The sequence below is a fragment of the Azospirillum soli genome (assembly GCF_017876165.1).
Taxonomy (GTDB): Bacteria; Pseudomonadota; Alphaproteobacteria; order Azospirillales; family Azospirillaceae; genus Azospirillum; species Azospirillum soli.
Genome location: NZ_JAGINQ010000001.1, coordinates 470647 through 492032 on the forward strand (window position 1 = coordinate 470647; position 21386 = coordinate 492032).

A 21386-nucleotide genomic window follows, 5' to 3' on the forward strand; every position below is an offset into this window, starting at 1 on the left:
CCGCGACAGTTTTCTCTGGAGGGTTTATGTCCCGCGAGATCGCCGCACCGCTCAGCACCGTCCGCCTGAACTTCCGGGCCGGCAGCGCGACGGCCGAGGATTTGTCGGTCGTGGAGCGAGTCGGCAACTGCCTGTTCGCGGCGGCGGACGAAGGGGCGGAAGTCGTGCGGCTGGTGTCCGGGGATGGCGGCAACGCCTACAACGAGGACGCGGCCTTTCCGTTGAAAGAGTTTTTCGACCTGCCGGCGGACGGCGCCGGAGAGGACGAAGCGGACATTGAAGGGCTGAGCGCGCGGGACGGCTGGCTGTGGGTCGTCGGCTCGCACAGTCTGGCGCGGGAGAAGCCTAAGAAGAGCGAGGACGACACCCAGTCGCTGGCGCGTCTGACCGAGGTGCGGTGCGATCCGAACCGTTTCCTGCTGGGGCGGATGCCGCTGCGGACCGGGGCGGATGGGCTGCCGGTTCCCGTGCGCGAGGACGGCGACCGCAAGGCGCGCTGCCTGAAGTTTCGCAACGGCGGCAACGCGCTGACCAAGGCGCTGAAGAAGGACGAGCACCTCGCCCGTTTCGTGACTGTGCCGGCCAAGGAAAACGGCTTCGACATCGAAGGGATCACGGCGCACGGCGACCGCGTGTTCCTGGGCCTGCGCGGGCCGGTGCTGCGTGGCTGGGCCTGCATTCTGGAGCTTCAGGTCACGGAAAACCCGAACAGGCCGGACCGGCTGAAGCTGCGGCGCATCGGTGTGAACGGCGAGAAGTACCGCAAGCATTTCGTCGATCTGGATGGACTCGGCATCCGGGAACTGACCTTCGACGGCGAGGATCTGGTCATCCTGGCCGGGCCGACCATGGATCTGGATGGACCGGTGACGGTGTGGCGCTGGACCGACGCGCTGAGCATCGCCGCGGAGACCATCGTTCCACGCGACCGGCTGGTGCGATTGCTGGACCTGCCGTTCGGCACGGGCTTCGACCACGCCGAGGGGTTTGCGCGGATCGAGCGGGACGGAGCCGTGCCGACGCTGCTGGTGGTCTACGACAGTCCGGGCAAGGAGCGGCTGAAGGGCACGAGCGTGGACGCCGACCTGTTCGCGCTGCCGTCCCGCTACGATCCGGCAAACGCGTTCCTGGCGTGAATTTTCCCCTCCCCCGCCCCCGGCGGGAGAGGGACAATCGTCCTCTATGCAGCAACAATCATTGTCCATCGCCGCTGATTATCCCGCCGAACGACACAGCTATCTTTGTCTTCAGACGAACCGGCCCCCTGATCATCTCGCTGGGGCCACCCCTCGGGACAAGGAGACCACGCCATGATCGACAACCGCACCGCCCCCTACGCCGCCCTCATTCTCCGCGTCAGCCTGGGCCTTCTGTTCATCGCCCACGGGCTGCTGCTGAAGGTCTTCACCTTCGGCGTGTCCGGCACCGCCGCCTATTTCGAGAGCATCGGCTATCCGGGCTTCTTCGCGTACCTCGTCATCCTGGGCGAGATCGGCGGCGGCCTTCTGCTGATCGCCGGTGTTTACACCCGCTGGATCGCGCTGGCCCTGCTGCCGATCATGATCGGCGCCACGTTGCAGCACATCGGCAACGGCTGGCTGTTCTCCGCGCCGGGCGGCGGTTGGGAATTCCCGGTCTTCTGGACCGTGCTGCTCGGCGTGCAGGCCCTGCTGGGCGACGGTGCCTTCGCCCTGAAGCTCCCGGCGGTCGAGCGTTCGGCCCCGCGCCGGCTGGCGTAAAGCCCGATCCGCACAAGGAAGGGTTTCGGAAATACGGCTTCTGAACGGTAAGGCGTGCGGGTAGGCTCCGGCCTCCCCGCACGCTGCCTTTTGGTTTTCATGTCCCTTTCCAATCGACGACCGCCTGTCTGGCTGCTGGTCGCCGCCACGGCCACCGGCCCGCTGGCGCTCAACCTGTTCGTGCCCAGCATGCCGGGGCTGGTGGCCCTCTTCGACACCGACCACGCCACGGTGCAGCTCACCCTGTCGCTGTACCTGATCGGCGTCGCCGTCGGGCAGCTGGTCTACGGGCCGCTGTCCGACCGCTTCGGGCGGCGGCCGGTGCTGCTGGCCGGGGTTGCGCTCTATCTGGGGGCAAGCGCGGCCTGCGCGCTGGCGCCTGGCATCGGCGCGCTGATCGTCGGCCGCGTCGTGCAGGCGGTCGGCGGTTGCGCCGGCATGGTGATCGGCCGCGCCATCGTCCGCGACGCCTGGGACCGCGACCAGGCGACCCGCGTGCTGGCCGCCGTCATCGCCGGCATGGCGGTGGCGCCCATGGTTGGCCCGGTCATCGGCGGCTTCCTGGAGGAATGGGCCGGCTGGCGCGCGGGCTTCATCCTGATCGCCGCCTTCGGCGCGCTGGTGCTGGCCGCCGGCCTGAAGGCGCTGCCGGAAACGCACAACGACCCCACCCCCCTGCCCGGCCCTATGGCGCTGGTCCAGGCCTACCGGGGGCTGCTGGCCAAGCCGCAGTTCCTCGGCTATGCGCTGCTGTCGACGCTGAGCACGGCGAGCTTCTTCGCCTTCCTGGCTGGCGCGCCTTACGCCACCGTGCAGATGCTGGGGCGGTCGCCCAGCGAGTACGGGCTGCTGTTCGTGCTGCTGTCCGTCGGCTACATGGCCGGCAACATCCTGGTGTCGCGGCTGATCGGGCGCGTGACGGCAGAGCGGCTGATGCTGGTCGGGATGGCGCTGTCGCTAGCCGGACCCTTGGTTACCCTGGCTCTGCTGCCGGCCGGAATCTTCTCCGTGTGGTCGCTGTACCTGCCGGCCACCATCATGTGCCTGGGCAACGGGCTGGTCATGCCGACCTCCATGACCGCCGCCGTCAGCGCGGAACCCCGGCTGGCCGGCACCGCGTCGGGCCTGCTGGGCTTCTTCCAGATGGGGCTGGGGGCGGTGGTCTCGACCGGCGTCGGCGCGCTGCGTGCGGGGGAGCCCTACACGATGGCCATCGGCATGGTGGTAGCGAACGTCGCGGCCTTCGCCGCCTTCGCCTACGCCCGACGGCGCCCCCCAGGCGACCTCCGAGACGGCGCCTGAGGCGATATGCCCCTTCCTCTTCAGCCCGGCGCTCCCATTTGCTAGGTGACCCGAATTTGTTAGACAGGCCGAAGACCTAGCGGAGAGCCTTGATGCCCGTTTCGACCACCTCGCAACCTGACGTGCTGAATCTGCTGGAGGACCTGATCGCCAAGGCCAAGCGCGCCGGGGTGGATGCCGCCGATGCCGTGCTGTTCGACAGCGCCTCGGTGTCGCTGAGCCAGCGACTCGGCAAAGCGGAAAAGCTGGAGCGGTCCGAATCGGGCGACCTGGGGCTGCGCGTCTTCGTCGGCAAGCGGCAGGCCATCGTCTCCTCCACCGACCGCAGCGCCAAGGCGCTGGACGAGCTGGTGGAGCGCGCCGTCGCCATGGCACGCGTGGTTCCGGAGGATCCTTTCACCGGCCTCGCCGACCCCGAGCAGCTGGCCCGTGAATTCCCCGACCTCGACGTGCTCGATCCGGAGGAGCCGGCTACCGAACTGCTGATCGAGCGCGCCCGCATCGCCGAGGAAAGCGCGCTGGCGGTCGAGGGCGTCACCAACTCCGAAGGCGGCGACGCCGGCTGGAGCCGCTCCACCATCGCCATCGCCGCGTCGAACGGCTTCGCCGGCAGCTACGGCGTGTCGCGGCAGTCCCTGTCGGTCTCGGTTCTGGCCGGGACGGGCACAGGGATGGAGCGCGACTACGACTACGACAGCAAGGTTTATGGCTCCGACCTGCGTTCGGCCGCCGAGATCGGGCGCGAGGCCGGCGAGCGCGCCGTGCGCCGCCTGAACCCGCGCCGGGTCAAGAGCTGCAAGGTGCCGGTGGTGTTCGACCCGCGCGTCTCGCGCGGGCTGCTGGGCCACCTGACCGGCGCCATCAGCGGGCCGAGCATCGCGCGCGGCACCAGCTTCCTGAAGGACAAGATGGGCCAGCGCATCTTCCCGGAAAGCGTCACCATCGTCGACGATCCCCATGTGAAGCGCGGCCTGCGTTCCCGCCCCTTCGACGCGGAAGGCGTGGCGACCACGCGGCGCAATCTGATCGAGGAAGGCCGGCTGACCACCTGGCTGCTCGACCTGCGTTCGGCGCGGCAGCTGGGCCTGAGCACCACCGGCCATGCGGCGCGCGGCACCTCCGGCCCGCCGGGTCCGGCGCCGGCCAACGTCTACATGGTCGCCGGCAAGCGCAGCCGCGACGAGCTGCTGGCCGAGATCGAAGACGGCTTCTACGTCACCGAACTGATGGGCATGGGAGTCAACGGCGTGACCGGCGACTACAGCCGGGGCGCCGGCGGCTTCTGGATCGAGAAGGGCCGGATCGCCTACCCGGTGACCGAGCTGACCATCGCCAGCAACCTGAAAGACATGTTCCTGAACATGGAGCCGGCGAGCGACCTGGAGCTGCGCTTCGGCATGGACGCCCCGACGGTGCGCATCGACGGCATGACCATCGCGGGCATGTGACCCGAGACGGGCGCAAACGTCTGTTTGATGCCGGACAAAGTCGGCGTTTGCGCCCCGTGCCATAACCATTGCCAAAGACCAACCAAAGCAGGAGGGTATTGGCGATGAACATGGCGAAATTCTACGAGCATCATGGCGAGGTCCGCGCCTTGGCCGCGCGCATCGAAGGCCAGCTCGACCCGGCGCGGATCGCCGCGAACCCGGCGGGCGTCTCCGCCGACGTGCTGCAGCTGTTCGGCAAATTCTCGGTCCACCTGACCATCGAGGATCAGGCGCTCTACCCGCGCCTTGCCCAGGACAGCAACGCCGAGGTGCGGCGGATGGCGACGGCCTTCCAGAACGAGATGGGCGGGCTGAAGACGCGCTTCGACGCCTACCGCAAGGCGTGGCCGGGGCCGATGGCCATCGCCAAGGACCCCGCGCGCTTCGTGAGCGAGACGCGCGAGGTGCTGACCCTGCTGAAGACCCGCATTGAGCGGGAGGACCGGCAACTCTACCCGCTGGCCGAACGCGCGGCGGCCTGATGGAGATGGAGCCGGCCCTATGGCATGAAATTGCCGGCGGGCCGGCTCAGCGCACGACGCCCCGGATGATGTCGTGCACGGTGCCGTGGACGGCGTCCAGGATCAGCATGTCCGCGCCGGCCATGATGCACTGCCAGCCGTTCATGCAGGCCGGCACCCGCTGGACCAGCGCCACCGGAACCGGCTGGTAGATCACCTCGGCCGGCAGCGGATAGCCCCGGCGGATTTTCTTGGCGATGCCCGGCGGCAGACCGACCGGGCGGTAAGGCTCCACCGCGAAGTAGTCGTAGACGACGTGCCGCTCGACCCTCGGGTAGACCGGTACCACCCGGCGTTCCACGATCACGGGGCGGGGCTGGTAATAATGGCGGGGCGGCTCGTAGATCACCACGGGGCCATGGTGATCCCGGTGCTTGTGTTTGTGCTTGCCGTGCTTGTGGTGGTCACCGCCATGGCGTTCCCACTTATGGTGCTTGTCCCTGTCGGCAAGCGCCGGAGACGATACCAGGAGCATGCCGAGCACGGCGGCGATGAGTCGACGGGCCGACAGGGCCATGATGGTTCCTCCGCGGTTCGGCGGTTCGCGTGCAGGGAGATTCCCATGCACACGAACACCCCGAACCGCATTTTCATCCATAACTCTTTCGATAACCCGCTTTCGGGTCAGCGGACGACTCCACGGATGATGTCCGCGATGGTGCCGTGCACCGCGTCGAGGATCAGCATGTCGGCGCCGGCCAGGATGCATTCCCAGCCGTTCATGCAGGCGGGGACGCGCTGGCGCAGTTCGATGGGCGCCATCTTCTTGGCGATGCCCGGAGGCAGCGGCTTGCCGCGCGCGAGGTTCTTCGCGATGCCCGGCGGCAGCGACGACACGCCGACCGGATAGCTGACGAAATACTGCCGGATCACGTCCACGTCGGTGCGGGTGACGACGGTGGCGCCACCGCCCGGCCCGTTGCCCTTATGCTTCTCCTTGCCCTGGCCGCCATTCCCGCGTCCGGGTCCATGGCCCGGCCCGCCATCGTCCATGACGGCCGGTCCCTGCCCGTGACCCTTGCCGTGGCCCCCACCATGACCCCCGCCGGCCCAGTCCGGCTTTTCCGCCAGAGCCGGTCCCGCCAGCAGCAGTGCCGCCAGCGCGGCGCCCACGATCCGATACGTCCGCATGGTTGCCTCTCTCCCTTCCCAGGATGTGTTTTGCGGCCAAGTCTAAGGCAAAAACGTCCGACATGCGCCGACTATTCCCCTATCGATTTAGCCGGGCGGATCGCTGCCGTCCTGTTGCAAGGAAGGGATATGAGGGTCAGCCGACACCCCCAACCAGCACCGGCAAAGTCCAAGGTGCCAGCGCAATCTCCACCGGCAGGCGCGCGATGATGTCCCCGTCGCCCTGCACCGCGTCGCCGGCCGGCCCCTCGATCACCACCCGGCCAGCCGGAACGATCCGATAGTCGCGGAAATGCGGCAGCCGCCCCGCCGTGACGCCCCAGATGTAGCGCATGGCGTTCCACCGCCCCGGCCCCGGAAACAGGCAGACATGCAGGTGCGGGTCGGTCAGCCGGGCTTCCGGCGCGCAGACGAATTTGCCGGCGTAGAAGTGACCCTTGGCGACGATCACCGAGGCGACCTCCACCGCCACCCCGTCCACGGTGACCCGGTAGCGCGTGTTCCGGTAGGCGGCGAGCTGCGCCAGCGTCTCCGCCACATAGGCCCCCTTGCCGATCAGGCGTTTCAGCCGGCTGTCCACCCGCTCCACCACCCGCGCGTCGAGGCCGCAGCCGGCCATCATCGCAAAGCCACGCCCGTTCGCCACGCCGAGATGCACCGGGCTCGCCCGGCCGCCGGCCAGCACCGACGCCGTGCCCTCGGGATCGAGCGGCAGGCCCAGCTCATGCGCCAGCACATTGGCCGTCCCCAGCGCCACGATGCCCAGCGGGACCGGCGCGTCGCCATCCGTCCGGGCGCCCAACCCGTTGACCACCTCGTTGATCGTGCCGTCGCCCCCGGCGGCCACCACGGCGTCGAACGCCCCTGACGTCACCGCCCGCGCCATCGCCTCGGCGTCACCCCGCCCGGTGGTGACGCGCACCGTCACCTCCGCCCCGAAGCGCTGCTCCAGCACTTCCAGCACTGCGCGCAGCCGCCGCGCCCGGCGGGCGCCCGCAACCGGGTTGTGGATCACCAGGAAGCGGCGGCGCGGAGCGGCCTCAAAAGCGGTGCGGACGGAAGCCTCAGCGGAAAAAGCCTGCAACGATTCGCCCCCTTCACCCCGACGTGCCGTTTGTTGCGGTCCCATGACAGCAAAACGACGAGTTCATTTCAGAACAGTGTCAATACCATCAAGATTTCGCAAAATGACTGCGCCGATTGGTGCGCCGCACACTAGTCATTGTCAATAGCCATATTTCGCGGTTATACGAGCCTCGACAGACGATCCCTTGTCTCAACGGCGATGGAGCGGGGCATGGACGCCTCATCCGGTGTGACGCGGTACCGCAGCATCTGGATTTCCGACGTTCATTTGGGAACGCGCGGGTGCAAGGCGGAGTTCCTGCTGGATTTCCTGAAGCACAACGAGTCCGACCACCTCTACCTCGTCGGCGACATCGTCGATGGCTGGCGCCTGCGGAAAAGCTGGTACTGGCCGCAGGCGCACAACGACGTGGTCCAGAAAATCCTGCGCCGGGCGCGCAAGGGCGTGCACGTCTACTACATCCCCGGCAACCACGACGAGGCCGCCCGCGACTACATCGGGTTGCAGTTCGGCGGCGTGCACGTGGTGGAAGAGTGGGTGCACAAGACCGCCGACGGGCGGAGCTTCCTGGTCACCCACGGCGACCGCTTCGACGTGGTGGTGAAGTATGCCAAGTGGCTCGCCTTCATCGGCGACAACGCCTACGTGGTCCTGCTGCACGCGAACAACCTGTTCAACGCGGTCCGCCGCAAGCTGGGCTTCACCTACTGGTCGCTGTCGGCCTTCCTGAAGCACAAGGCGAAGACCGCCGTCGATTTCATCGGCAAGTACGAAGAGGCGCTGGGCGATGAGGCCCGGCGGCGCAAGGTGGACGGCATCATCTGCGGCCACATCCACACCGCGGAGATGCGCGAACTGGAGGGGATCCTCTATTGCAACGACGGCGATTGGGTCGAGTCCTGCACCGCCTTGGTCGAGCATCCCTGCGGACGGCTCGAAATCATCAACTGGGCGGACGTGCTGCGCCGGCGCACCACGCTGAAGGTGCCGGAAAAGACGGCGGAGAAGGCGGCGGCGTGAACATCCTGATCGTCACCGACGCCTGGTTCCCCCAGGTCAACGGCGTGGTGCGCACCATCAGCACCGTCCGCCGCGAACTGGAGGCCATGGGCCACACGGTGGAGGTCATCGGCCCCGACCGCTTCCCCACCGTGCCGATGCCGACATACCCGGAAATCCGGCTGGCGCTGGGGGCCGGACGGCGGCTGTGGGCGATGATCGACGCCCTGCGCCCCGACTGCATCCACATCGCCACCGAAGGGCCGCTGGGCTTCGCGGCGCGGCGCTATTGCCTGAAGCGGGGCAAGCCCTTCACCACCGCCTACCACACGCGCTTTCCCGAATATGTGCGCGACCGCCTGCCGGTGCCCCTGGCGTTCAGCTACGCGGTGGTGCGTCGCTTTCACCGGCCGTCCTCGGCGGTGATGGTCGCGACCCAGTCCATCGAAAACGACCTGACCGCGCGCGGCTTTTCCAACATCCGCCGCTGGACACGCGGTGTAGACACCGACCTGTTCCGCCCGCGCGAAAAGGCCTTTCTGAAGGTTCCCCGCCCCGTCGCCATGTATGTCGGCCGCGTGGCGGTGGAAAAGAACCTGGAGGACTTCCTGAAGCTGGACCTGCCCGGCAGCAAAGTGGTCGTCGGCGACGGCCCGGCCCGTGCCGATCTTCAGCAGAAATATCCGGGCGTGCACTGGGCCGGCGCCAGGCATGGCGAGGAACTCGCCCAATATTACGCCGCAGCCGACGTGTTCGTATTCCCCTCGCGCACCGACACCTTCGGTCTGGTCCTGCTGGAGGCGCTGGCGTCCGGCGTGCCCGTCGCGGCCTACCCCGTGCCGGGTCCGCTGGACGTGGTCAACGGCTCCGGCACCGGCTGCCTGGACGAGGATCTGGGGCGGGCGGTGAAAGGGGCGCTGGGCATACCGGCCGAGCGGTGCCGGGAATACGCGCTGAACTACAGCTGGCGCCGCTCAGCGGAGCAGTTCCTGTCCAACCTGCGGCCGTTTTCCTAACCGCAAAGCGTCGACAGCGGGGCCCCCATCCCAACCTTCCCCCACTTCGCGGGGGAAGGGGCTTGATCCCCTCCCCCGTGCGCAGCATGGGAGAGGGTTAGGGTGGGGGCCCGCCGCGACACCCTCACGCAAAGCCATACCTCCGCCACAACCGCCCGTGCTAAGGTGCGCGCGTGCCGCGGCCGGGAAACCGGCCGCGTTGGTTTTGTTGGATGACGTTTCGACCCCAATGCTGCAGTCCCTCTACCGCGGCCTGACGACCATCGCCGGGCCGGCGGTGCGCCTGTATCTCGACCGCCGCCGCGCCGCCGGCAAGGAAGACTCCGCCCGTCAGGCGGAACGCTTCGGCGCGCCCTCGCGGCCCCGGCCCGCCGGGTGGCTCGTCTGGATCCACGCGGCCAGCGTGGGCGAGGCGAACTCGGTCCTCGTGCTGGTGACGAAGCTGCTGGAGCGGGAGCCGGGCCTGACCGTGCTGATGACCACGGGCACCGTCACCTCGGCGGAGCTGATGGCACGGCGGCTGCCGGAGCGGGCCATCCATCAATATGTGCCGGTGGACCTGCCGGGGGCGGTGAACCGCTTCCTCGACCACTGGCGGCCGGACGTGGTGCTGTGGACCGAGTCGGAGATTTGGCCGAACTTGCTGGCGGCCATCCGGGCGCGCGGGATTCCGGCAGCGCTGGTCAACGCACGCATGTCGGAACGGTCCTTCGCGCGCTGGCGCTACGCGTCGGGGCTGATCGGGCCGCTTCTGTCCACCTTCCAGATCACGCTGGCCCAGACGGAGGGCGACGGGGAACGGCTGCGCAAGCTGGGCGCGCGCGAAGTCGCCAGCGTCGGCAACCTGAAATTCTCCGCCGAACCGCCACCCGCTCCCGCCGACCAGATCGCGGCGCTGAAGGCGGCGCGCAGCGGCCGGCCGCTGTGGCTGCTCGCCAGCTCCCACCCCGGCGAGGACGAGATCGCAGCATCCGTGCACGAATTCCTGGCCCCGCGCCTGCCCGGCCTGCTGACCGTCGTGGTGCCGCGCCACGCCCACCGGGGCGCGGCCATCGCCGAACTGATGCGCGGCCGGGGCCTGTCCGTTTCCCGGCGCAGCGAGGGCGCGCTGCCGGGGACGTGCGACGCCGTTCACGTCGCCGACACCATGGGCGAGCTGGGGCTGTTCTACCGCACGGCGCCGGTGGTGTGCATGGGCGGGTCCTTCGTGCCGCACGGCGGCCAGAACCCGGTCGAGCCGGCGCAGCTCGGCTGTGCGGTGCTGTACGGCCCGCACATGTGGAACTTCGACGAGATCACCCACCAGCTGGAGGCGGCCGGCGGCGCCCTGCCCGTGGCCGACGGCGCCGCGCTGGCCGAGGCAGTCGGGCGCCTGCTGGCCGACACCGAGGCCCGCGCGCGCATCGTGGCGGGCGCCGCCCGCGTGACGGAGGACAACCGGCGCATCGTGGACCGGGCCCTGGACGTGCTGAGCCCGGTGCTGGGCGCCGCCGGTATCCGGTCCGCCGCATGAAGACCCCAGCCTTCTGGTACCGCCCCGCCGGACTGGCGGCGTGGACGCTGGCTCCCATCGGTGCCCTCTACGGGCTGGCCGGGCGGCTGCGCATGGCGAAGGGCACTCCTTATGAGGCTGGCGTGCCGGTGCTGTGCGTCGGCAACCTCGTCGCCGGAGGTGCCGGAAAAACGCCGGTCTGCATCGCCGTCGCCGAAGCCCTGCGCGCGCGCGGGGTCGCCGCCCATTTCCTGACGCGCGGACACGGCGGACGCGAGCGCGGGCCACTGCCGATCGATCTCGCCCGCCACGGTGCCGATGATGTCGGCGACGAGGCCCTGCTGCTGGCCGAGCACGCCCCCTGCTGGGTGGCCCGCGACCGCGCCGAGGGCGCGCGGGCGGCGGAGGCGGCGGGCGCCGGGGCCATCGTCATGGACGACGGTTTTCAGAACCCCGGCCTTGCCAAGAATTGCTCGCTGGTCGTGGTGGACGGCGGCGTGGGCTTCGGCAACGGGCGGCTGGTGCCGGCCGGCCCCCTGCGCGAACCGGTAGCGTGCGGCCTCGCCCGCGCCGACGCCGTGGTCGTGATGGGCGAGGACCGCGCGGGCGTGGAACGGCTGGTCGGAGGCGCCTTGCCCGTCCTGCACGCCCGGCTGGAACCGGCCGGGGAGGCGATGGACCTGTCGGGGCGCGCCGTGCTGGCCTTCGCCGGCATCGGCCGGCCGGAGAAATTCTTCGCGACTCTGGAGGCGCTGGGCGCCCGCGTCGTGGAGCGGGTCGGGTTCGCCGACCATCACCCCTATCGGCCGGAGGAGATCATGGCCCTGGCGGATCGCGCCGCCGGCCTCGGCGCGATGCCCGTGACCACTGCCAAGGACGCCGCCCGCTTGCCGGCCGCGCTGCGCTCCCTGGTGCGCGTGGTGCCCGTGCGCGCCGTGTGGCGGGAGCCGGCGCTGCTGGACCGCCTGCTCGACACCGTTCTGACGCGCGGAGGATCGCATGGCCAAGCCGCGTAGCCCGGCGGCGAAATGGCTGATCCGTCGGGTCGGCCACCCGCTGGAAGCCCTGTTCGTCCACGGCGTCTGCCGCCTGTTCCGCGCCCTGCCGCTCGACCGCGCGTCGGACCTTGGCGGCTGGATCGGGCGCAGCGTGGGGCCGCTCCTGCCGGGAACGAAGACCGCGCGGCGCAACCTGGAGCGCGCCTTTCCGGAGAAATCCCGCGCGGAGATCGACGCCATCCTGCGCGGCATGTGGGACAATCTCGGCCGCGTCATCGCCGAGTACCCGCATCTGGACGAGATCGGGGAGTGCGGACCCGACGGCCGGGTCGAGGTGGTCGGGGCTGAGCATCTCGCGTCCCTGCGCGACGACGGCAAGGCGGGCATTCTGGTGTCCGGCCATTTCGCCAACTGGGAGGTGCAGTCGGTCACCTCGCGCAAGATGGGGATGGAACTGGCGCTGGTCTACCGCGCGCCGAACAACCCCATGGTGGGCGCCCTGCTGACCGATTTGCGCGGCGCAGCCTCGGGCACGCACATCCCCAAGGGGCCGGACGGCGCCCGCATGCTGATCCGCATCCTGTCGCAGGGCGGGCATGTCGGCATGCTGATCGACCAGAAGATGAACGACGGCATCCCCGTCCCCTTCTTCGGCCGCACCGCCATGACCGCCCCGGCGGCGGCGCAGTTGGCCGGACGTTTCGGCATTCCGCTGTGCCCGGTGCGGACGGAACGGCTGGACGGCGCGCGCTTCCGCATTACCGTCTGTCCGCCCGTCGCGATGCCGGCCACCGGCGATCGCAACGCTGACACGCGGATTTTGATGGAGCGCCTGAACGCCCTGTTGGAGCAATGGATACGGGAACGTCCGGCCGAATGGCTGTGGCTGCACCGGCGCTGGCCCGATTGAGGATATTGTCATGTCCCTGCCGCTCGACCCGCATCTTCTGCAACTATACCTGATCGCCGCGACCGTCCTGGTGCTGGCGCCGGGACCGGATTCGCTGCTCGTCCTCTCGCGCAGCATCTCCGACGGGCGCAACGCGGGCGTGACCGCCACGGCCGGCATCACCGTCGGCAACATCGTGCACGCCTTGCTGGCCGCCGCCGGCATCTCCGCCCTGATCGCGGCGTCGCCGGCTCTGTTCGACCTGCTGCGCTATGCGGGCGGGGCCTATCTCGGCTGGATCGGCGCGCGGGCGCTGTGGAGCGCCTTCACCACGCGCGGCGAGGCCGGAAACGATGCGCCCGAGTCGCCCCAGCAAAGCCGGGTTTTCCTCCAGGCGCTGCTGACCAACCTGCTGAATCCGAAGATCATCCTGTTCCAGCTGGCCTTCGTGCCGCAGTTCGTGGCGCCGGAACTCGGCCATGTCGCGCTGCAGATTTTCGTTCTGGGGTCGATCCTGGCCGGGCTCGGCTGCGCCTATCTGCTGGGCGTCGCGGCGCTCAGCGCCGGGGCGGCGCGGCGTGTTCTGTCCAACGTACGGGTCAAGGCCGTGCTGGACGGCGTGGCGGGCGTGCTGTTCCTGGGCTTCGCCGTGCGTCTTCTGCTGACTGACCGGCGCATTGCGTAGGCGTCGAAAATCGTTACACAGCCTGTGGACGAGCGGCACCTGCGGTGTCATAGTGCCGCCCGCGTTTGACCGGCCCTTTGATCGCGAGCGACGATGAGCGAGAAAATCTCCCTGATCACCTGGATGGCGAACATCCACATCCGGTTTGTGACCTGGCGCCGGGGCGAGAAGGTCGGCACCGACCGCTTCGGCAACACCTACTACCGCGACAAGAACGCCAAGCGCGGCCTGCGGGAGCGCCGCTGGGTGCTCTACAACGGTGAGCCGGAGGCCTCCAAGGTCCCGCCGGAGTGGCATGCCTGGCTGCACCACACCACCAAGGACCCGCTGCCGGAAGGCACCAGCCCCTACCACAAGCCCTGGCAGAAGGAGCACATGGCCAACCCGTCGGGTTCGGCGCAGGCTTACCGGCCGCCGGGGCACCAGTACGCCGGCGGGCAGCGCGTGCGCGCCACCGGCGATTACGAGCCGTGGACTCCGGGCTGAACCGCCCGGACCGTCCTTTAGGAAACATTCATGCGCCGCAATGTGATTGAGACCGTGCTCGGCGGGGTTGTCCTCGCCGTTGCCGGCTTTTTTCTCGCTTTCGCCTACACCAGCGCCGACCTGCGCAAGGTGGACGGGTACGAGATCACCGCCAACTTCTCCAGCATCTCTGGCCTGCAGAGCGGGGCGGACGTGCGCATCAGCGGCGTGAAGGTGGGTTCGGTCACCGGCCTGACGCTGGATCCGAAGAGCTATCAGGCGGTCGTGCATATGTCGGTGCACCCGGACATCAAGCTGCCCAAGGACACCGCGGCGGTGATCGCCTCGGAAAGCCTGCTGGGCGGCAAGTTCCTGGCGCTGGAACCCGGCGGCGACCCCGACATGATCAAGCCGAACGGCAAGGTCGAGTACACGCAGAGCACCCCCGGCATCGAGCAGCTTCTGGGGCAGGTCATCTTCTCGCTCCAGAACATGAGCAAGCCGGACGGCAGCCAAGGCGCCGAGAACCCGAAGATGTGACGACGATACGAGAAGGGGCCGAAAGGCCCCTTCGGTCGTTTTGGGGCCATCCGTGTCGCAGTACCATCGTATTTGGTCTGCAAAGCGGTTTCCCTTCCGAAAACACCTTTTCACCGTCATTCCCGCGAAGGCGGGAATCCAGTCCGTTGAAGTGCTTATCCGTCAAACTTCGGGATCCCCGCCTGCGCGGGGATGACGATGTGGATAGGCGGTCGCAGCCGAATCACATCCATGAGCCGGGGAGAAACACGATGACCGATCAACGCTGGGAGAGCGACGGCTACAAGCGGCACGCCGGCTTCGTGCCGGAACTGGGCATGCCCGTGGTGGACCTGCTGGCGCCACGGCCGGGGGAACGGATCCTCGACCTCGGCTGCGGCGAGGGGACGCTGACGGAACGGCTGGCCGCGGTCGGCTGCGATGTGGTCGGCGCGGACGCCAGTCCGGAGTTCGTCGCCACCGCCAAGGCGCGCGGCCTGGATGCACGGGTGGCCGACGCCCACGACCTGCGCTTCGCGAACGAGTCCGACGCGGTCTTCTCCAACGCCGCGCTGCACTGGATGACGCGGCCGGACGCGGTGATCGCGGGGGTCAAACGGGCGCTGAAGCCGGGCGGGCGCTTCGTCGGGGAATTCGGCGGGGCGGGCAACGTCGGCCGCATCGTCGCGGCGCTGACCCGCGCGCTCGACAAGCACGGCATCGACGGCACGGCGGCGAACCCCTGGTACTTCCCGACGCCGGAGGAATACCGGGGCAAGCTGGAGGCGGCGGGCTTCACCGTCGCCAGCATCGCCCTCATCCCCCGCCCCACCCCGCTGCCCACGGACATGGCCGGCTGGCTCGGCACCTTCGCGCAGAGCTTCCTGAACCGCGTGCCGGACGCCGACCGCCCCGCCCTGCTCGCCGAGGTCATGGACGACCTCGCCCCGGCCTTGCGGAGCGCGGACGGCCAGTGGACGGCCGATTACGTCCGGCTGCGATTCGCCGCCAAGGCGTAACCTCGACCGGAACCATTGCCCGCACGCCGACGTTTCCTCCGCAATTCGCGCAAAACAGGAGGAAGAGCGATGCGAGCGCGTGTTTTGGCCGTCCTCGGCCTGGGGCTTCTGGTCACGGCCTGCGGCAACACGATGGAGGAGAAGGCGGGCAGCGGCGCGCTGGGCGGTGCCGCGGCGGGCGCCGTGGTCGGCGGTCCTGTGGGTGCCGTCGTCGGTGGCGCGGCCGGTGCGGCCGGCGGCGCGGCGACCGAGAAGATCGAGGAGAACCGCAACGCCACTGGCCAGTCGGACAACACCACGACCCGCCGGACCACCACCCGCAACGAGCGGACCGGTGACACGACCACCAGCACGACGACCCGTACGACCCGCAGCGGCACGGCCGGGTCCACGGCGGGTTCGACGACGACAACGACCCCGACCACCGACGCCAACACCGGTGGCGGCACCACGGCCCGCACGGGCGCACAGTAGACGCGGGGACGCTTCCGGGATAGTAGAAGGCGGACGGGTTATCCCGCGCCGTTCGACACCACGGAAGCGATCCGACGTGACGACACTTAAGAGCTTCTGCGGCGCGGCCCTCGTGGCCGCGCTTTTCTTCGCCCCGACCGTCCTCGCTCCAACGGGGGCCGGGGCGGCTCCGGTTCCCGACCAGATGGTCGCCCGCCCGGCCGCCAAGTTGCAGGGGCTGGACAAGGTTACCGCCCGCACCTCCACCTTCACCATCGCGGTCGGCGAGACGAAGATGTTCGGCAGCCTGCGCGTCACGCTGCGCGCCTGTCGGGAAAACCCGCCGATCGAGCCGCCGGAGGCTGCCGCCTTCCTGGAGGTCGTCGAGAATAAGCCGGGCGAGAAGGCCGAGGCCGTGTTCAGCGGCTGGATGTTCGCCTCCAGCCCCGCCCTGTCGGCCATGGAACACCCAATTTACGATGTCTGGGTGCTGTCCTGCACGGGTGGATGAGATTCCTGCGTCAGGAACTGTTCAGCAGCGCCGCCACCGCCCGGTTCTGATCCACGCCGCCGAAATCGGCCTGAACGGCCAGGGCGGCGGCGAGGCGGCGGCGGTACTCGCCGCGCGGGATCTCCAATGCGCCGAACTGGCTCAGATGCTCGGTGACGAACTGGGTGTCGAGCAGGGCGAAGCCGCCGGCCTTCAGCCGCGCCACCAGATGGACCAGCGCCACCTTGCTGGCGTCGGTCTCGCGGCTGAACATGCTCTCGCCGAAATAGGCGCCACCCAGGGACACGCCGTACAGGCCCCCGACCATGCGCCCGTCCCGCCAGCATTCCACGCTGTGGGCGAAGCCGCTCTCGAACAACTCGGTGTAGAGCCGCACGATGTCGGCGTTGATCCAGGTCTTCGGCCGGTCGGCGGTCGACTCCGCGCAGGCTTCGATCACCGCCTGGAAGGCCGTGTCGAACCGCACCTCGAACGGGGATTTGCGCACCGTGCGGCGCAGGCGGCCGGGAATGTGGAAGCCGTCCAGCGGCAGGATGCCGCGCCGCTCCGGGTCGAACCAGTACAGCTCCTCCGATTCGGCGCTCTCGGCCATCGGGAAGATGCCGGCGGCGTAGGCGCGCAGCAGCAGCGGTGCGGACAGCTCGATCATCGCAGCCACTATAACCGCTCGAACTGGAATGGCCCAACGCCGATGACGGGTCTCCACTTCCGCGCGACAGAATTCGCCCACCATGGTATGCAACAAAAAATCGCACTAAACGCTTGGAGACACGTCATGAGGAAGGCTCTCGCGACCATCGTCGCCGTCACGGTTGCGTTTCTGTCCACGACCGGCAGCTCTTGGGCGCAACGCAAGGCGGAGCCTGGGACCTTCGACTATTACGTCCTGTCCCTGTCCTGGTCGCCGACCTACTGCGCCAAGGAAGAGAGCCAGGGCAATCCCGACCAGTGCGGCGTGGATCGAAAGTTCGGATTCGTCGTGCATGGGCTCTGGCCGCAGTACAGCGCCGGCGGCTACCCGGCCAACTGCACGCGCGACCGCAGCGTGCCGAAGGCGGTGGTGGACCAGACCATGCCGATCATGCCCAGCGTCGGCCTGATCGTGCACCAGTGGCAGAAGCACGGCACCTGCACCGGCCTGAACGCCACCGATTATTTCGCCCGCATCCGCACCGCTTACGAGAAGGTCAAGATACCGGCGGAATTTCACTCCACCGCCAGCGGCCTGTCCGTGCCCGCCACCCAGGTCGAGCGCCTGTTCGTCCAGGCCAACCCCGGCCTGACGCCCGAATCGGTCGCGGTGGTCTGCTCCAAGCGCGACGTGGCTGAGGTTCGCCTGTGCATGGACAAGGACCTGGGCTTCGTCGCCTGCGGGGAGAAGGTGGTGGACCGCTGCCGCCGCGACGCCATCCTGTCCGCCGCGCGCTGAAGGGATTAGGAACGCCGAAGGGCCTCCACCGGTTGAGCCGTGCAGCGGGGATATTCCGTCACGGTTCAGGTTCGATGGAGGCCAGAATGGCGATTCAAGATATGCGGCATGCCCACGACAGGCGTCGTGGGCGGCAGCCGAGCGAACGCGATGAGCAACTCTCGCGCGCGTTGGGATGGTTCAGCATCGGGCTGGGGCTGGCAGAGATCGCCGCGCCCGACACGGTCGCGCGGCTGATCGGCATTCCCGACGACGACGGCAATCGGACGATGCTGCGGGCCTTCGGCCTGCGGGAGGTCGCCAACGGCGTCGGCATCCTGGCTCAGCCGCGCGAATCCGGCTGGCTGTGGGCGCGGGTCGGCGGCGACCTGATGGACCTCGCCTTTCTCGGCAACAACGCGCGCCATCGCGACGCGCAGCCCAACCGCATCGCGGCGGCGGCGGCGGCCGTGGCCGGGGTCGCGGCGCTCGACGTGCTGGCCGGGCAGCGGATCGGGCAGCAGTTCGGCCAGGGGCAATCCGGCACCGGCCGGTCGTGGACCGGCGACATCCATGTGCGGCAGACCGTGGCGATCAACCGCCCGCCGGAGGCGATCTACGGCTTCTGGCGCGATTTCCGGAACCTGCCGCAGTTCATGAGCCACCTGGAGCATGTGGAGGTGCTGGACGAGCGCCGCTCCCACTGGGTGGCAAAGGCCCCCGCCGGCCGCACCGTGGTCTGGGACGCCGAGGTGACGGAGGATCGCCCGAACGAACTCCTGGCCTGGCGTTCCCTGGAGGGGGCGGACGTGGACAACAGCGGCGAGGTGCGCTTCGAACGCGCGCCGGGCGGGCGCGGCACCATCGTACGGGTGGAGATGCGCTACAACCCGCCGGGCGGCGTCATCGGCGCGATGGTCGCCAAGCTGTTCGGCGAGGAGCCGCAGATGCAGGTGCGCGATGACCTGCGCCGGCTGAAGCAGGTGCTGGAAACGGGTTCGGTCACGGTGGCGGAAGGCTCCATGGCCCTGTCGCACCCGGCCCAGCCTTGGCCGGCCGATGAGCACCACCAACCGAGCCATTGAGGGAGGACACCAGCGTGAAAGCCATCTGCTGGCACGGCAAGAAGGACATGCGGGTCGAAAACGTCCCCGACCCGAAGCTCCTGAACGGCCACGACGCCATCGTCCGCATCACGTCCACGGCGATCTGCGGATCCGACCTTCACATCTACAATGGCTTCAACCCCGCCATGCAGCCCGGCGACATCATGGGCCACGAGTTCATGGGCGAGGTGGTCGAAGTCGGCAAGAACGTGCAGAAGCTGAAGGTCGGCGACCGCGTTGTCGTCCCCTTCCCCATCGCCTGCGGCGGCTGCCTGTCCTGCATGCGCAACCTGTTCTCCTGCTGCGAGAACTCCAATCCCAACGCCGCCATGGCGGAGGAGCTGTGGGGCCACTCCCCCTCCGGCATCTTCGGCTATTCGCACCTGCTGGGCGGCTATCCCGGCGGGCAGGCGGAGTATGTGCGCGTGCCCTACGCCGACGTCGGCCCGATGAAGGTGCCGGACGGGATGGACGACGAACAGGTGCTGTTCCTGACCGACATCCTGCCGACCGGCTACATGGGCGCGGAGGCCTGCGACATCCAGCCGGGCGACACGGTGGCGGTGTGGGGCTGCGGCCCGGTCGGGCAGTTCGCCATCAAGAGCGCCTTCCTGCTCGGCGCCGAGCGGGTCATCGCCATCGACCGCTTCCCCTATCGCCTGCGCATGGCCCAGGAGAAGAGCGGCGCCGAGGTGCTGAACTACGCCGAGACCGACGTGTTCGAGGCGCTGAAGGAGATGACCGGCGGGCGCGGCCCGGATTCGGTGATCGACGCGGTCGGCCTGGAATCGCATGGCGTCGGCTTCGCCGGGGCCTATGACCGAACGAAGCAGGCGCTGATGCTGGAGACCGACCGCACGTCGGCGCTGCGTCAGGCGATCATGGCCTGCCGCAACGGCGGCACGGTGTCCATCGTCGGCGTCTACGCCGGTTTCGTGGACAAATTCCCGATGGGATCGCTGATGAACCGGGCGCTGACCATCAAGACCGGCCAGACGCCCGTCCATAAATACATGCGCCCGCTGCTGGAGCGCATCCAGAAGGGCGAGATCGACCCGACCTTCATCATCACGCACCGCATGCCGCTGAACGACGGGCCGAACGGCTACGCCATCTTCAACGACAAGCAGGACGACTGCATGAAGGTGGTGCTGAAGGCGTAATCAGCCCCCTCTCCCGCCGGCGTCGCCGGCGGGAGAGGGGGTCTGACTTACTTCTTCGACATCAGCTGTTCGAGCCAGTGGATGTCGTAGTTGCCGTCGATGAAGTCCTGCTGCCCGATGATGCGCTGGTGCAGCGGAAGCGTGGTGTCCACGCCGCCGATCACATACTCCTCGATCGTCCGGCGCAGGCGCATCAGGCACTCGTTGCGGGTGGTGCCGTGCACGACCAGCTTGGCGATCAGGCTGTCGTAGTGCGGCGGCACCCGGTAGCCGTCGTAGAGCGCCGAGTCGACGCGCACGCCAAGGCCGCCCGGCGCGTGGTAGCCGTCGATCTTGCCCGGCGACGGGATGAAGGTCTCCGGGTTCTCGGCATTCACGCGGCACTCGATCGAGTGGCCCTGGAAGCGGATGTCGCCCTGCGTGTAGCCGAGCGGAGCGCCCGTCGCCACGCGGATCTGCTCGCGCACCAGATCGATGCCCGTGATCATCTCGGTGATCGTGTGCTCGACCTGAAGGCGGGTGTTCATCTCGATGAAGTAGAACTGCCCGTCCTCGAACAGGAACTCCATCGTGCCGACGCCGCGATAGCCGATGGCCGCCGTGGTCTTGGCCGCGAGGTTGCCGATGAAGTCGCGTTGCGCGGCGTTGAGCGCCGGCGACGGGGCTTCCTCGATCACCTTCTGGTGGCGGCGCTGGACCGAGCAGTCGCGCTCGCCGAAATGCACGCAGTTGCCGTGCGTGTCGCCCAGCAGCTGGATTTCGATGTGGCGCGGCTTGCCGAGGTACTTCTCGATGTAGACCTCGTCGTTGCCGAAGGCGGCGCGCGCCTCGCCACGGGCGAGCTGGTAGGCTTCGGCCAGCTGCTCGGGGTTGCGGGCGACCTTCATGCCCTTGCCACCGCCGCCGGCCGCCGCCTTGATCAGGACGGGATAGCCGATGTCGCGGGCGACCTGGGCGGCCTCCTCCAGCGTCGGCACCGGGCCGTCGGAGCCGGGGACCACGGGCAGGCCCAGGTCCATCACCGTCTTCTTGGCCGTGACCTTGTCGCCCATGATGCGGATGTGGTCCGCCGTCGGGCCGATGAAGGTGAAGCCGTGCTCCTCCACCATCTCGGCGAACTGGGCGTTCTCGGACAGGAATCCGATGCCGGGGTGGATGGCGTCCGCCCCGGTGATCGCCGCGGCCGAGAGGATGGCCGGTATGTTGAGGTAGCTTTCGCGGGCCGACGCGGGGCCGATGCACACGCTTTCGTCCGCGAGGCGGACGTGCATGGCGTCGGCATCGGCGGTGGAATGCACCGCCACGGTCTGGATGCCCATTTCGCGGCAGGCGCGGTGGATGCGCAGCGCGATCTCACCACGGTTCGCGATCAGGACCTTCTCGAACATCGCCA

24 protein-coding genes are annotated in these 21386 nt (G+C 68.7%); 19 read left to right on the forward strand and 5 right to left on the reverse strand.

What is annotated here, in order from left to right:
* Window positions 1-26 precede the first annotated feature (26 nt).
* The 5 genes from J2852_RS02215 (at window position 27) to J2852_RS02235 (ending at window position 5013) form a co-directional block, all read left to right on the forward strand.
* Window positions 27-1136, forward strand: coding sequence for a DUF3616 domain-containing protein (locus tag J2852_RS02215; RefSeq protein WP_209870207.1), 1110 nt, complete (start codon window positions 27-29; stop codon window positions 1134-1136).
* A gap of 174 nt (window positions 1137-1310) precedes the next feature.
* Complete coding sequence (locus tag J2852_RS02220) at window positions 1311-1739, forward strand: DoxX family protein (protein WP_209870210.1); 429 nt, start codon at window positions 1311-1313, stop codon at window positions 1737-1739.
* Between the two features lie 99 nt (window positions 1740-1838).
* Window positions 1839-3041, forward strand: a complete 1203-nt coding sequence (locus tag J2852_RS02225) for a multidrug effflux MFS transporter (protein WP_209870213.1) — start codon at window positions 1839-1841, stop codon at window positions 3039-3041.
* A gap of 92 nt (window positions 3042-3133) precedes the next feature.
* On the forward strand, window positions 3134-4489 hold the full coding sequence (locus J2852_RS02230) for a TldD/PmbA family protein (protein WP_209870216.1): 1356 nt from the start codon (window positions 3134-3136) through the stop codon (window positions 4487-4489).
* Between the two features lie 104 nt (window positions 4490-4593).
* Window positions 4594-5013: a hemerythrin domain-containing protein gene (locus J2852_RS02235; RefSeq protein WP_246499245.1), complete on the forward strand. Its 420-nt coding sequence runs from the start codon at window positions 4594-4596 to the stop codon at window positions 5011-5013.
* Window positions 5014-5059: 46 nt separating this feature from the next.
* Here J2852_RS02235 and J2852_RS02240 read toward each other — a convergent pair whose 3' ends face one another.
* From J2852_RS02240 to J2852_RS02250, 3 genes are all read right to left on the reverse strand, one after another.
* Entirely contained in the window at window positions 5060-5569 is a 510-nt protein-coding gene (locus J2852_RS02240; protein WP_209870219.1) for a hypothetical protein, read from the reverse strand.
* Between the two features lie 107 nt (window positions 5570-5676).
* Window positions 5677-6183, reverse strand: coding sequence for an anti-virulence regulator CigR family protein (locus tag J2852_RS02245; RefSeq protein WP_209870222.1), 507 nt, complete (start codon window positions 6181-6183; stop codon window positions 5677-5679).
* A gap of 136 nt (window positions 6184-6319) precedes the next feature.
* The gene (locus J2852_RS02250; protein WP_246499246.1) at window positions 6320-7267 is read right to left on the reverse strand and encodes a diacylglycerol/lipid kinase family protein; all 948 of its coding nucleotides are present in this window, start codon (window positions 7265-7267) and stop codon (window positions 6320-6322) included.
* Window positions 7268-7480: 213 nt separating this feature from the next.
* On the opposite strand from J2852_RS02250, the gene J2852_RS02255 reads away from it, so the two are divergent.
* The 11 genes from J2852_RS02255 to J2852_RS02305 all read left to right on the forward strand — a co-directional run bounded on the left by J2852_RS02255 (window position 7481) and on the right by J2852_RS02305 (window position 16316).
* Entirely contained in the window at window positions 7481-8290 is an 810-nt protein-coding gene (locus tag J2852_RS02255; RefSeq protein WP_209870228.1) for a UDP-2,3-diacylglucosamine diphosphatase, read from the forward strand.
* Window positions 8287-9285: a glycosyltransferase family 4 protein gene (locus tag J2852_RS02260; RefSeq protein ID WP_209870232.1), complete on the forward strand. Its 999-nt coding sequence runs from the start codon at window positions 8287-8289 to the stop codon at window positions 9283-9285. Before J2852_RS02255 ends, J2852_RS02260 begins: the two co-directional genes overlap by 4 nt.
* A gap of 229 nt (window positions 9286-9514) precedes the next feature.
* Window positions 9515-10798 (forward strand): 3-deoxy-D-manno-octulosonic acid transferase, encoded by a 1284-nt coding sequence (locus J2852_RS02265; protein WP_209870234.1) that lies wholly within the window; start codon window positions 9515-9517, stop codon window positions 10796-10798.
* Window positions 10795-11793, forward strand: coding sequence for a tetraacyldisaccharide 4'-kinase (lpxK, locus tag J2852_RS02270; RefSeq protein ID WP_209870237.1), 999 nt, complete (start codon window positions 10795-10797; stop codon window positions 11791-11793). Before J2852_RS02265 ends, lpxK begins: the two co-directional genes overlap by 4 nt.
* Entirely contained in the window at window positions 11777-12685 is a 909-nt protein-coding gene (locus J2852_RS02275; protein ID WP_209870239.1) for a lipid A biosynthesis lauroyl acyltransferase, read from the forward strand. Before lpxK ends, J2852_RS02275 begins: the two co-directional genes overlap by 17 nt.
* Before the next feature lie 10 nt (window positions 12686-12695).
* Window positions 12696-13349, forward strand: a complete 654-nt coding sequence (locus J2852_RS02280) for a LysE family translocator (protein ID WP_209870242.1) — start codon at window positions 12696-12698, stop codon at window positions 13347-13349.
* Window positions 13350-13442: 93 nt separating this feature from the next.
* Window positions 13443-13835: an NADH:ubiquinone oxidoreductase subunit NDUFA12 gene (locus tag J2852_RS02285; RefSeq protein WP_209870245.1), complete on the forward strand. Its 393-nt coding sequence runs from the start codon at window positions 13443-13445 to the stop codon at window positions 13833-13835.
* 30 nt (window positions 13836-13865) lie between these two features.
* On the forward strand, window positions 13866-14354 hold the full coding sequence (gene mlaD, locus J2852_RS02290) for an outer membrane lipid asymmetry maintenance protein MlaD (protein WP_209870247.1): 489 nt from the start codon (window positions 13866-13868) through the stop codon (window positions 14352-14354).
* 251 nt (window positions 14355-14605) lie between these two features.
* The gene (locus J2852_RS02295) at window positions 14606-15352 is read left to right on the forward strand and encodes a class I SAM-dependent methyltransferase (RefSeq protein ID WP_209870250.1); all 747 of its coding nucleotides are present in this window, start codon (window positions 14606-14608) and stop codon (window positions 15350-15352) included.
* A 69-nt stretch (window positions 15353-15421) separates the two neighbouring features.
* On the forward strand, window positions 15422-15826 hold the full coding sequence (locus J2852_RS02300) for a hypothetical protein (protein ID WP_209870252.1): 405 nt from the start codon (window positions 15422-15424) through the stop codon (window positions 15824-15826).
* A gap of 76 nt (window positions 15827-15902) precedes the next feature.
* Window positions 15903-16316, forward strand: coding sequence for a DUF2155 domain-containing protein (locus tag J2852_RS02305; protein WP_343206664.1), 414 nt, complete (start codon window positions 15903-15905; stop codon window positions 16314-16316).
* Window positions 16317-16326: 10 nt separating this feature from the next.
* Here J2852_RS02305 and aat read toward each other — a convergent pair whose 3' ends face one another.
* Window positions 16327-16965: a leucyl/phenylalanyl-tRNA--protein transferase gene (gene aat / locus J2852_RS02310; RefSeq protein WP_211112060.1), complete on the reverse strand. Its 639-nt coding sequence runs from the start codon at window positions 16963-16965 to the stop codon at window positions 16327-16329.
* A gap of 126 nt (window positions 16966-17091) precedes the next feature.
* Between aat and J2852_RS02315 the strand changes: the two genes are divergently transcribed.
* The 3 genes from J2852_RS02315 to J2852_RS02325 all read left to right on the forward strand — a co-directional run bounded on the left by J2852_RS02315 (window position 17092) and on the right by J2852_RS02325 (window position 19993).
* Window positions 17092-17745, forward strand: a complete 654-nt coding sequence (locus J2852_RS02315; RefSeq protein ID WP_209870257.1) for a ribonuclease T2 family protein — start codon at window positions 17092-17094, stop codon at window positions 17743-17745.
* Between the two features lie 86 nt (window positions 17746-17831).
* Window positions 17832-18809, forward strand: a complete 978-nt coding sequence (locus J2852_RS02320; protein ID WP_209870260.1) for an SRPBCC family protein — start codon at window positions 17832-17834, stop codon at window positions 18807-18809.
* Between the two features lie 14 nt (window positions 18810-18823).
* A complete protein-coding gene (locus tag J2852_RS02325; protein WP_209870263.1) occupies window positions 18824-19993 on the forward strand; it encodes a zinc-dependent alcohol dehydrogenase in 1170 nt (389 codons plus the stop codon).
* Between the two features lie 47 nt (window positions 19994-20040).
* Here the strand turns inward: J2852_RS02325 and accC are convergent, their stop codons facing one another.
* Window positions 20041-21381, reverse strand: a complete 1341-nt coding sequence (accC, locus tag J2852_RS02330; RefSeq protein WP_209870265.1) for an acetyl-CoA carboxylase biotin carboxylase subunit — start codon at window positions 21379-21381, stop codon at window positions 20041-20043.
* Window positions 21382-21386: the final 5 nt, after the last annotated feature.

Excerpts from the sequence above, each read along its gene's own strand:
- J2852_RS02215 (WP_209870207.1), top strand. The coding sequence starts at position 27 with ATGTCCCGCGAGATCGCCGCACCGCTCAGCACCGTCCGCCTGAACTTC.
- J2852_RS02220 (WP_209870210.1), top strand. The coding sequence starts at position 1,311 with ATGATCGACAACCGCACCGCCCCCTACGCCGCCCTCATTCTCCGCGTC.
- J2852_RS02225 (WP_209870213.1), top strand. The coding sequence starts at position 1,839 with ATGTCCCTTTCCAATCGACGACCGCCTGTCTGGCTGCTGGTCGCCGCC.
- J2852_RS02230 (WP_209870216.1), top strand. The coding sequence starts at position 3,134 with ATGCCCGTTTCGACCACCTCGCAACCTGACGTGCTGAATCTGCTGGAG.
- J2852_RS02235 (WP_246499245.1), top strand. The coding sequence starts at position 4,594 with ATGAACATGGCGAAATTCTACGAGCATCATGGCGAGGTCCGCGCCTTG.
- J2852_RS02240 (WP_209870219.1), bottom strand. The coding sequence starts at position 5,569 with ATGGCCCTGTCGGCCCGTCGACTCATCGCCGCCGTGCTCGGCATGCTC.
- J2852_RS02245 (WP_209870222.1), bottom strand. The coding sequence starts at position 6,183 with ATGCGGACGTATCGGATCGTGGGCGCCGCGCTGGCGGCACTGCTGCTG.
- J2852_RS02255 (WP_209870228.1), top strand. The coding sequence starts at position 7,481 with ATGGACGCCTCATCCGGTGTGACGCGGTACCGCAGCATCTGGATTTCC.
- J2852_RS02265 (WP_209870234.1), top strand. The coding sequence starts at position 9,515 with ATGCTGCAGTCCCTCTACCGCGGCCTGACGACCATCGCCGGGCCGGCG.
- lpxK (WP_209870237.1), top strand. The coding sequence starts at position 10,795 with ATGAAGACCCCAGCCTTCTGGTACCGCCCCGCCGGACTGGCGGCGTGG.
- J2852_RS02275 (WP_209870239.1), top strand. The coding sequence starts at position 11,777 with ATGGCCAAGCCGCGTAGCCCGGCGGCGAAATGGCTGATCCGTCGGGTC.
- J2852_RS02280 (WP_209870242.1), top strand. The coding sequence starts at position 12,696 with ATGTCCCTGCCGCTCGACCCGCATCTTCTGCAACTATACCTGATCGCC.
- J2852_RS02285 (WP_209870245.1), top strand. The coding sequence starts at position 13,443 with ATGAGCGAGAAAATCTCCCTGATCACCTGGATGGCGAACATCCACATC.
- mlaD (WP_209870247.1), top strand. The coding sequence starts at position 13,866 with ATGCGCCGCAATGTGATTGAGACCGTGCTCGGCGGGGTTGTCCTCGCC.
- J2852_RS02295 (WP_209870250.1), top strand. The coding sequence starts at position 14,606 with ATGACCGATCAACGCTGGGAGAGCGACGGCTACAAGCGGCACGCCGGC.
- J2852_RS02300 (WP_209870252.1), top strand. The coding sequence starts at position 15,422 with ATGCGAGCGCGTGTTTTGGCCGTCCTCGGCCTGGGGCTTCTGGTCACG.
- aat (WP_211112060.1), bottom strand. The coding sequence starts at position 16,965 with ATGATCGAGCTGTCCGCACCGCTGCTGCTGCGCGCCTACGCCGCCGGC.
- J2852_RS02315 (WP_209870257.1), top strand. The coding sequence starts at position 17,092 with ATGAGGAAGGCTCTCGCGACCATCGTCGCCGTCACGGTTGCGTTTCTG.
- J2852_RS02320 (WP_209870260.1), top strand. The coding sequence starts at position 17,832 with ATGGCGATTCAAGATATGCGGCATGCCCACGACAGGCGTCGTGGGCGG.
- accC (WP_209870265.1), bottom strand. The coding sequence starts at position 21,381 with ATGTTCGAGAAGGTCCTGATCGCGAACCGTGGTGAGATCGCGCTGCGC.